We start from the raw sequence: 8,665 nt of genomic DNA, 5'->3' as shown, positions 1-8,665 counted from the left end.
CGCCCATAGGGCCTTCGCAGCCGCGCGCAGCGCGTGCAAGCGCGGCGTGTAATGCAGTCGTCGGATGGGCCGGTGCGGGCGCAGGCGCAGTCATACCAGTCCCTTTTCGGCCATCGACAGCGCCTGGCCGGGCGCCACGATCACATGGTCGAGCACGCGCACGTCCACCAGTGCCAGCGTGGTCTTCAGGGTCTGGGTCAGCGCCTCGTCGGCCCGGCTGGGTTGCACGCTGCCGCTCGGGTGGTTGTGGGCCAGCACCACGGCGGCGGCCTGGTGGTGCAGGGCGCGCAGCACCACCTCGCGCGGGTACACGCTGGTCTGCGTGAGCGTGCCGCGAAACAGTTCCTCAAGCGCCAGCAGTCGGTTTTGCGCATCAAGGAACAGCACCGCAAACACCTCGTGCCCCTTGGCCGCCAGGTGCAGTTGCAGGTAGTGCTTGACGGTATCGGGCGAGTCGAACACCTCGCGTTCGCGCAGCTGCTGGGCCAGGGCGCGGCGAGCCAGCTCCAGCACCGCCACCAGTTCGGCGCGTTTGGCGGGGCCCAGGCCCTTGATGCGCTCCAGGTCGGCCGCGCTGGTGTGCAACAGCCCGGCAATGCCCCCGAAGCCGCCGTTGATGGCGCCGGTGTCCGGGTCGATGCCGGGCGGGTCCAGCAGCTCCTGCGCCATCTGCAGCACGCCCTTGCCCACGATGCCGGTGCGCAGCAGGATGGCCAGCAGCTCGGCATCGGCCAGCGCGGCGGGGCCGCGCGCCAGCAGTTTTTCGCGGGGCTGTGCGTCGGCGGGCAGGTCTTTGATGGCCATGGAAGAGGAGGTGGGACGCGCCAGCAGCGGTGGCGGCGGTAGGGGTTTGCCCGGTTTTCTACAATCGCGGCAGTTTATCGGGACTCTCATGACCTCTATTTCCACCTCCCTTCCCACTGTTCAGCCGGGTTCCTTCCTCACGCTGCACTACCGCCTGGCCGGTCCGGCGGGGGATGTGATCAACACTTTCACTGACAAGCCCGCCACCCTGTCGCTGGGCACGGGCGAGCTGTCGCCCGCCATGGAGCAGCGCCTGCTGGGACTGGCCGAAGGCACGCGCACCACCTTCGAGCTGGCTGCGGGCGAGGCTTTTGGTGAGCGCAACCCCGACATGCAGCAATGGGTGGCCCGCAAGCTGATGAACGAGCTGGGCGACCCCGACGAAAAGTACAACGTGGGCGATGTGGTGCAGTTCCCCACGCCTGACGGCCAGGGCAGCTACGCAGGCGCCGTGATGCAGGTGCGCGACGACGGCGCCGTGCTGTTCGACTTCAACCACCCGCTGGCAGGCCAGCCCGTGACCTTTGAAGTGCAACTGATCGGGATCCTGTGATGCAGGCACCGCAAGAAATCCTGCTGGCCGAGCCGCGCGGGTTTTGCGCAGGTGTGGACCGCGCCATCGAGATCGTGGAGCGCGCCATCCAGAAGTTTGGCGCCCCCATCTACGTGCGCCACGAGATCGTGCACAACACCTACGTGGTGAACGACCTCAAGGCCAAGGGCGCGATCTTCATTGAAGAGCTGTCGGACGTGCCCCCGGGCGCCACGCTGGTCTTCAGTGCCCACGGCGTGAGCAAGGCCGTGCAGCAAGAGGCCGTGGCGCGCGGCTTCAGCATTTTTGACGCCACCTGCCCGCTGGTGACCAAGGTGCACGTCGAAGTGGCCAAGCTCGCCAAAGAGGGCTACGAATTCATCATGATCGGCCACAAGGGCCACCCCGAGGTCGAGGGCACCATGGGCCAGCTCGACCACGGAATCCACCTGGTGGAAGACGTGGAAGACGTGGCCCGGGTGCAGCCCCGGCAGACTGAGAAGCTGGCCGTGGTCACGCAGACCACGCTGAGCGTGGACGATGCGGCCGAAATCTCGGCCGCCGTGCGCGCGCGCTTTCCCAGCGTGCGCGAGCCCAAGCAGCAGGACATTTGCTACGCCACGCAGAACCGCCAGGACGCCGTCAAGGTGCTGAGTCCGCAGGTGGACGTGGTGATTGTGGTGGGCAGCCCCACCAGCTCCAACAGCAACCGCCTGCGCGAGCTGGCTGCCAAGCTGGGCACCACCGCCTACATGGTGGACAGCGCCGACGAGCTGAAAGGCGAATGGTTTGATGGCCTCGCCCGCGTGGGGCTGACCGCTGGAGCCTCTGCGCCGGAAATCCTGGTGCAGCAGGTCATCGACCGCATCAAGGCGCTGGGTGCTGTGTCGGTACGCACCATGGCGGGCATTGAGGAAACCATCAAGTTCCCGCTGCCCAAGGGGCTCAAAATCGACGCGACCACCGGCTTGAGCATCACCGAACGCACGCCAGAGACCGGGCCTGCGGGGCATTGATCTGGGGCAGCGGGCGCCTCATGGGAAGGTGTTCGTTTGTTTTTGCTTCTTAATTGATAGCTGCTAGCGGTTGATGGATAAGCGCTAGGTCCTGATTTGAATCCTATTTTGTCGCCGTGCAGGATGGGTTGCGCTACAGCGCCATCGCAGGCCCGCTCCACAAATCCAGCGGTGGGTCCGCCGCCACCGCGCGCAGGATGTCGGTGCGGGAGATAAAACCCGACAGCACGCCCGCCTCGTCGGTCACCGGCAGGCCGGGCAGGCCCGTGTCCAGCAGCACGGCGGCCACGCGGCGCAGCTCGGTGTCGGGCGACACGGTGGGCACGGGGCTCACCATCACTTCGGATACCGGGCGGCGCGCCAGGTCGATGGCCTGCTTGACGGCACCGGGCTCGGGCAGCAGGTCCAGCGGCGCCATGTCGGCCCTCAGCAGCAGTCCGATCACACGGCCCAGCGCATCCACGACCGGCGCCTGCGCCACCTTGTGCTCGGCCAGGGTCTGCCAGGCATCGTTCACGCGCACACCGGGCGCCACACTCACGCCACCGGTGGTCATCACGTCGCTCACCTTGGTCAGCGGCTGTCGGGCGGTGGCCTGGGGGCCTTGTTCGGTTTGCGCATAGGCGCTCACGGCGTCGTGCATGCGCAGGTTGACGATGGCGGCAGGTGCGGCAGCGCTGGCATCGGCCGCAGTGGGACGGGGCGAGGCCGTGAAGATGGGCCCCGGCTGACCATCTTGCGCGTCCATGGCCCGCGTGCGCAGGGCCTGCGGGCGCTGCACGCTGCGCACCGCAGAAATACGCGCCAGGTTTTCGGGTCCACCCCGGTACATCTGGCCCGACGGGCCGAACACAAAAAACATGCTTTTTCTCCTGCGCGCAAGCCGACCACCGCGTTGGGGTGGGGGCTGCTCTGCCCATGTTATCGGCAGTTGTGCGGCGCGCGTGCAGTCAGCGTTGTGTCTGCATGTTGCGGGCAACCCCTACACTGCCCCTTCTTTTGACCCCACCAGCTTCACCGGAGCCCCTGCATGATCGACCGCGCCGCCATCGCCGCCGCCCGCCACCAACTGGCCACCCAGCCTGATTTTTTGCGCACCACGCCGCTGATGCGCGTTTCTGGCAAGTCCCTGGGCGTGGATTGCGCCGAGGTCTGGCTCAAGCTGGAGCACCTGCAGGTGGGCGGCAGCTTCAAGGCGCGCGGCATGTTGTACCGCCTCCTGGCCAACCCGGTGCCCGAGAGTGGCGTGATCATTGCCTCAGGCGGCAACGCCGGAATTGCCGTGGCTGCTGCCGCCAAGGCGCTGGGTGTGCGCTGCGAGGTGTTTGTGCCCGAGGTGTCGCCCGAGGCCAAGCGCGCCCGGCTGCGCGCGCTGGGCGCCGAGGTGGTCGTCACCGGCGCTGCCTATTCACAAGCCTTCGAGGCCTGCGTGGCCCGCCAGAAGGCCACCGGCGCGCTGCAGGCCCACGCCTACGACCAGCCCGAGGTGGTGGCCGGGGCAGGCACCTTGGCACTGGAGATGGAAGAGCAGGGTGGCCGCCTGCCCGACACGGTGCTGGTCAGTGTGGGCGGCGGTGGCCTCATCGGCGGCGTGGCCGCGTGGGTGGAGAGCCGCGCCCATGTTGTCGCGTTGGAGCCAGAACTTGCGCCCACCCTGCACGCGGCGCGCGCCGCAGGCCAGCCGGTGGATGTGGACGTGGGTGGCGTGGCCGCTGATTCCCTCGGCGCGCGCCGCATCGGCGCCATTGGCTGGGAGGTCAGCCAGCGCCATGTGCACGATGCCCTGCTGCTGCCCGACGACGCCATCCGCGCCGCCCAGCTGTGGCTGTGGAAAGAGCTGAAACTGGCCGTGGAGCCCGCTGCCGCGCTGGGTTTGGCGGCGTTGCAGATCGGTGCCTACAAGCCCCAGCCGCAGGAAACGGTGGCCCTCATTCTCTGCGGCGCCAACTTCGACCCGGCAATCCTTGCCTGAGCCCAGGCCGACCACCCCTTTAAAATCCAGCCATGCTTGACATTCTTCTCCTCCGCAAAGACCTCGACACCGCCATCGCGCGGCTGGAAACCCGCAAAAAGCCCCAGGCCTTCCTGGACGTCTCCGCATTCCAGGCCCTGGAGTCCGAACGCAAGACGCTGCAGACCCGCACCGAAGAGCTGCAGGCCCAGCGCAACCAGCTGTCCAAGCAGGTCGGCATGCTGATGAGCCGGGGCGACAAGGATGGTGCCGAAGCCATCAAGGCCCAGGTGGCCGCAGGCAAGGTGGAACTGGAACAATCCGCTGCCCGCCTGGAACAGATCCAGGCCGAGCTGCTGGCCATGCTGGTCGCTGTGCCCAACCTGCCACATGAATCCGTGCCGGTGGGCAGCGACGAAGCGGGCAACGTGGAAGTGCGCCGCTGGGGCACCCCCGCCAAGTTCGATTTCGAAGTGAAGGACCATGTGGATGTGGGCACACCGCTGGGCCTGGACTTCGACATGGGCGTCAAGCTCTCGGGCTCGCGCTTCACCGTGATGAAGGGCCCGATTGCACGCCTGCACCGCGCACTGAGCCAGTTCATGTTGGACGTTCAGACCCAGGAGCATGGCTACACCGAGTGCTATGTGCCCTACGCTGTGAATGCCGATTCCCTCAAGGGCACCGGCCAGCTGCCCAAGTTTGAAGGCGATCTGTTTGCTGCCAAGAAGGGCGGCCAGGATGGCGAGCCTGTGCCGGACAACGCTGCGCTGTACCTGATCCCCACCAGCGAAGTACCGCTGACCAACTTTGTGCGCGACGTGGTGGTGGCCGAATCCGACCTGCCCATCAAGCTCACGGCCCACACGCCGTGCTTCCGTTCTGAGGCTGGCAGCTACGGCCGCGACACGCGCGGGATGATCCGCCAGCACCAGTTCGACAAGGTCGAGATGGTGCAGATCGTCCACCCCGACAAGAGCTACGAAGCGCTGGAGGAAATGACCCGCCACGCCGAGACCGTCCTGCAGAAGCTGGGCCTGCCCTACCGCGTGATGAGCCTGTGCACCGGCGACATGGGCTTTGGCGCCGCCAAGACTTATGACCTGGAAGTGTGGCTGCCCGCGCAGGACACCTACCGCGAAATCAGCTCGGTGAGCAACTGCGAAGCCTTCCAGGCCCGCCGCCTGCAGGCCCGTTTCAAGAATGCACAAGGCAAGAACGAACTGCTGCACACGCTGAATGGCTCCGGCTTGGCCGTGGGCCGCACGCTGGTGGCGGTGCTGGAAAACTATCAGCGTGCGGACGGAACCGTCGAGGTTCCGGCCGTTCTCCGCCCCTACATGGGCGGAGTGTCGGAGCTTGCTCCGACCTGAGCGGATAGTTTCTGTGTAGGCTCACTTTCGCAACGCGAAAGTTAAGCGAAGCGTGCCGGAACTACAACCACCAGCGCGCGGACGGCTCCGTAGAGGTGCCAGAGGTACTGCGCCCCTACATGGGTGGAGTGTCGGAGCTGACACCCGCGGCCTGACCGGCCACGTGTTGCGCCCCGGATCGGCTTTGGCCGGGCGCACCCCGCAGGGCCTGCCCACGCAAATCAAATGCGCGGGCAGGCCTTGGTGTTTTTGCGGCCCCGCAATGGTTGTGGGGCGCCGATTCGGGACAATGCGGCCATGACTTCTCCCGACACCCCTCCTGGCATCGCATCCCCCAGCACCCCCATCCGTCTCACCCAATACAGCCACGGTGCAGGCTGTGGCTGCAAGATCAGCCCCAAGGTGCTCGACGTGATCCTGGCGGGCAGCGGCGCCCAGAACCTGGACCCCCGCCTTTGGGTGGGCAATGCGTCGCGGGACGACGCTGCCGTGTACGCGCTGGACGACGAACGCGGTGTGGTGTCCACCACCGACTTTTTCATGCCCATCGTGGACGACCCGTTCGACTTCGGGCGTATTGCTGCCACCAATGCCATCAGCGACATCTATGCCATGGGTGCAGACCCCCTGATGGCCATTGCCATCCTGGGTTGGCCGGTGAATGTGCTGCCGCCCGAGGTGGCACGCGAGGTGGTACGCGGCGGACGCGCGGTGTGCGACGCTGCAGGCATTCCGCTGGCCGGCGGGCATTCGATAGATGCGCCGGAGCCCATCTTCGGGCTGGCCGTGACGGGCGTGGTGGAAAAACGCCACCTCAAGCGCAACGACACCGCCACGGCGGGCTGCCGCCTGTACCTGACCAAGCCGCTGGGGATCGGCATCCTCACCACCGCAGAGAAAAAGGCCAAGCTGCGGCCCGAGGACGTAGGCCGCGCGCGCGACCTGATGTGCACCCTCAACCAGCCCGGCAGCCGTTTTGGCAAGTTGCCGGGCGTCATGGCCATGACCGATGTCACGGGCTTTGGCTTGCTGGGCCACCTGGTCGAGATGGCCGAGGGCAGTGGCCTGACGGCGGTCCTTGACTATGCCGCCGTACCGCGCCTGAGCGGCGTGGAGTACTACCTGGCCGAAGGCTGCGTGCCCGGCGGCACCCAGCGCAACTTCGACAGCTATGGCGCCAGGATTGCGCCGCTGGACGATACGCAGAAGCAACTGTTGTGCGACCCACAGACCAGCGGCGGCTTGTTGGTTGCCGTGGCACCCGAAGGCGAGAGCGATTTTCTGCAAGTGGCAGCCGGGTGTGGCTTGCAGCTCGCGCCCATCGGCCACTTGACCGCGCGACAGGCCTTCACTGTCGTTTTGGGCTGACCATGGAGAACCTGGCCGACTACCGGCACATCTTTCTGAACGATGTGCCCATGATGGATGTGCGTGCACCCGTGGAGTTTGCCCAGGGGGCTTTCCCTGCAGTGGTCAACCTACCCTTGATGGACGATGCCGAGCGCCAGCAGGTGGGCACCTGCTACAAGCAGCGGGGCCAGCACGCGGCCATTGCGCTGGGGCACACGCTGGTGTCCGGCGACATCAAGCGGGCGCGCATCCAGGCCTGGGCCGAGTTTGCACGGGCCCATCCGCAGGGCGTGCTCTATTGTTTTCGCGGCGGCTTGCGCTCCCAGATCGTCCAGCAGTGGCTGCAGACCGAAGCGGGCATCGACTACCCCCGCGTGATCGGTGGCTACAAGGCCATGCGCACCTTCCTGCTGCAGACCACGCAGGCTGCCGCGCAGGAATGCCGGTTTGTAGTGCTTGGCGGGCTCACGGGCACCGGCAAGACCGAGTTGATTGAACAGCTGGCCAGCGGACTTGACCTGGAGCGGCACGCGAACCACCGGGGATCCAGCTTTGGCCAGCGTGTGAGCGGCCAGCCCGCGCAGATTGATTTCGAGAACCAGCTGGCCATCGACATCCTCAAGAAGCGCGCGGCAGGGCAGCGGCTGTTCGTCGTCGAGGACGAGGGCCGGCATGTGGGGCGCTGCGCTGTGCCGCTGGAGCTGAGGCTGTGCCTGGAGCAGGCCCCGATGGTGTATGTCGACGAGCCCTTTGAAGCCAGGGTTGAGCGCATCCTGCGGGACTACGTGGTCGCGCAGTGCGCCGAGTTTTGTGCTGCGCAGGGCGAGGTGCAGGGGTTTGACGCCTTCTCTGCCCGCCTGCTGGAAAGCCTGGACAAACTGCACAAGCGCCTGGGGGGAGATCGTCACCAGCTGCTGCGGGCGACGATGCTCCGCGCCCTGGCCCAGCAGAAGGCGCAGGGCGACGCTGCGCAGCACCGCGACTGGATCACGGCGCTGCTGCGGTGTTACTACGACCCCATGTACGCTTATCAGCGCGAAAGCCGGGCTGGCCGCATTGAGTTTCAAGGGGCCTACGGTGAAGTCCTGGCTTATTTGCGGGAACGCGCCGGGCTCTCAAGCTGCCAGTCGTAGGGACCCTCTGCACGAATCACCGCGCCGTGTGCATCTGCGGCCTCGGGCGGTCTGCTGCGTTGCAGATACTCGCAATAGCTACGGCCATTGCTGCGTTTTGCGCCTTGCAGCCGATCCCGATCCGCAGCGCCCACTTGCCGCTCAATTCGTGCAGAGAATCCCTAGGGATGTCCTGCATAACTCCCTGCGGTCTGTGATAGCGCGGTCTCGGGCAGTCCGCTGCGTTGCTTTTCTTGCCAATAGCCCGGCTATTGGCTGCCAAAAGACGCCTTGCGGCCCCACCCGATCCGCACTACCACCGACTCGCGAGGGTTATGCAGGACATCCCTAGCGCAGGCGACACCGAAAAGTCCACCTCTGCCTGCGCCAGGCGTTGCATGGCGGGGATCAGTGCCCGCGCATCACCCCGGCGCCACTGGAAGCTGTATTGCAGCGGCGCTAGTGGCGTGCGTGCGCCCGGGGCGCGCAAACCCAGCGGGCCCACCCACCCCGAGGGCAGAAACCCC

At 66.4% G+C, this 8,665-nt stretch carries 8 protein-coding genes and 1 pseudogene; 6 read left to right on the top strand and 3 right to left on the bottom strand.

Features of this window, described 5'->3' with window-relative positions:
- Nucleotides 1–90 precede the first annotated feature (90 nt).
- Complete coding sequence (gene radC, locus NFX52_RS28360; RefSeq protein ID WP_055402240.1) at nucleotides 91–804, bottom strand: RadC family protein; 714 nt, start codon at nucleotides 802–804, stop codon at nucleotides 91–93.
- Between the two features lie 88 nt (nucleotides 805–892).
- Between radC and NFX52_RS28355 the strand changes: the two genes are divergently transcribed.
- Together NFX52_RS28355 and ispH are read left to right on the top strand one after the other, a co-directional pair.
- Complete coding sequence (locus tag NFX52_RS28355) at nucleotides 893–1,357, top strand: FKBP-type peptidyl-prolyl cis-trans isomerase (RefSeq protein WP_055402242.1); 465 nt, start codon at nucleotides 893–895, stop codon at nucleotides 1,355–1,357.
- Entirely contained in the window at nucleotides 1,357–2,352 is a 996-nt protein-coding gene (gene ispH / locus NFX52_RS28350; RefSeq protein WP_055402245.1) for a 4-hydroxy-3-methylbut-2-enyl diphosphate reductase, read from the top strand. Before NFX52_RS28355 ends, ispH begins: the two co-directional genes overlap by 1 nt.
- A gap of 133 nt (nucleotides 2,353–2,485) precedes the next feature.
- On the opposite strand, the gene NFX52_RS28345 is transcribed toward ispH, so the two are convergent.
- Entirely contained in the window at nucleotides 2,486–3,214 is a 729-nt protein-coding gene (locus NFX52_RS28345) for a CBS domain-containing protein (RefSeq protein WP_055402248.1), read from the bottom strand.
- A gap of 168 nt (nucleotides 3,215–3,382) precedes the next feature.
- Here NFX52_RS28345 and NFX52_RS28340 point away from each other — a divergent pair, with 168 nt between their 5' ends.
- The 4 genes from NFX52_RS28340 to mnmH all read left to right on the top strand — a co-directional run bounded on the left by NFX52_RS28340 (nucleotide 3,383) and on the right by mnmH (nucleotide 8,159).
- A complete protein-coding gene (locus NFX52_RS28340) occupies nucleotides 3,383–4,324 on the top strand; it encodes a threonine/serine dehydratase (protein WP_055402251.1) in 942 nt (313 codons plus the stop codon).
- A gap of 32 nt (nucleotides 4,325–4,356) precedes the next feature.
- Nucleotides 4,357–5,676: a serine--tRNA ligase gene (gene serS / locus NFX52_RS28335; protein WP_055402252.1), complete on the top strand. Its 1,320-nt coding sequence runs from the start codon at nucleotides 4,357–4,359 to the stop codon at nucleotides 5,674–5,676.
- A 297-nt stretch (nucleotides 5,677–5,973) separates the two neighbouring features.
- A complete protein-coding gene (selD, locus tag NFX52_RS28330; RefSeq protein ID WP_055402255.1) occupies nucleotides 5,974–7,044 on the top strand; it encodes a selenide, water dikinase SelD in 1,071 nt (356 codons plus the stop codon).
- A 2-nt stretch (nucleotides 7,045–7,046) separates the two neighbouring features.
- Nucleotides 7,047–8,159, top strand: a complete 1,113-nt coding sequence (gene mnmH, locus NFX52_RS28325) for a tRNA 2-selenouridine(34) synthase MnmH (protein ID WP_055402254.1) — start codon at nucleotides 7,047–7,049, stop codon at nucleotides 8,157–8,159.
- 292 nt (nucleotides 8,160–8,451) lie between these two features.
- Here mnmH and NFX52_RS28320 read toward each other — a convergent pair.
- Nucleotides 8,452–8,665 (bottom strand): annotated as a pseudogene (locus NFX52_RS28320) (hypothetical protein); the annotation flags it as partial.

The sequence above is a fragment of the Acidovorax facilis genome (genome assembly GCF_023913775.1).
Taxonomy (GTDB): domain Bacteria; phylum Pseudomonadota; class Gammaproteobacteria; order Burkholderiales; family Burkholderiaceae_C; genus Acidovorax; species Acidovorax facilis.
This window is presented reverse-complemented; position numbering and strand designations above follow the sequence as displayed.

Coding starts and splice junctions, on each gene's coding strand:
- radC (WP_055402240.1), bottom strand. CDS start 804: ATGGCCATCAAAGACCTGCCCGCCGACGCACAGCCCCGCGAAAAACTG.
- NFX52_RS28355 (WP_055402242.1), top strand. CDS start 893: ATGACCTCTATTTCCACCTCCCTTCCCACTGTTCAGCCGGGTTCCTTC.
- ispH (WP_055402245.1), top strand. CDS start 1,357: ATGCAGGCACCGCAAGAAATCCTGCTGGCCGAGCCGCGCGGGTTTTGC.
- NFX52_RS28345 (WP_055402248.1), bottom strand. CDS start 3,214: ATGTTTTTTGTGTTCGGCCCGTCGGGCCAGATGTACCGGGGTGGACCC.
- NFX52_RS28340 (WP_055402251.1), top strand. CDS start 3,383: ATGATCGACCGCGCCGCCATCGCCGCCGCCCGCCACCAACTGGCCACC.
- serS (WP_055402252.1), top strand. CDS start 4,357: ATGCTTGACATTCTTCTCCTCCGCAAAGACCTCGACACCGCCATCGCG.
- selD (WP_055402255.1), top strand. CDS start 5,974: ATGACTTCTCCCGACACCCCTCCTGGCATCGCATCCCCCAGCACCCCC.
- mnmH (WP_055402254.1), top strand. CDS start 7,047: ATGGAGAACCTGGCCGACTACCGGCACATCTTTCTGAACGATGTGCCC.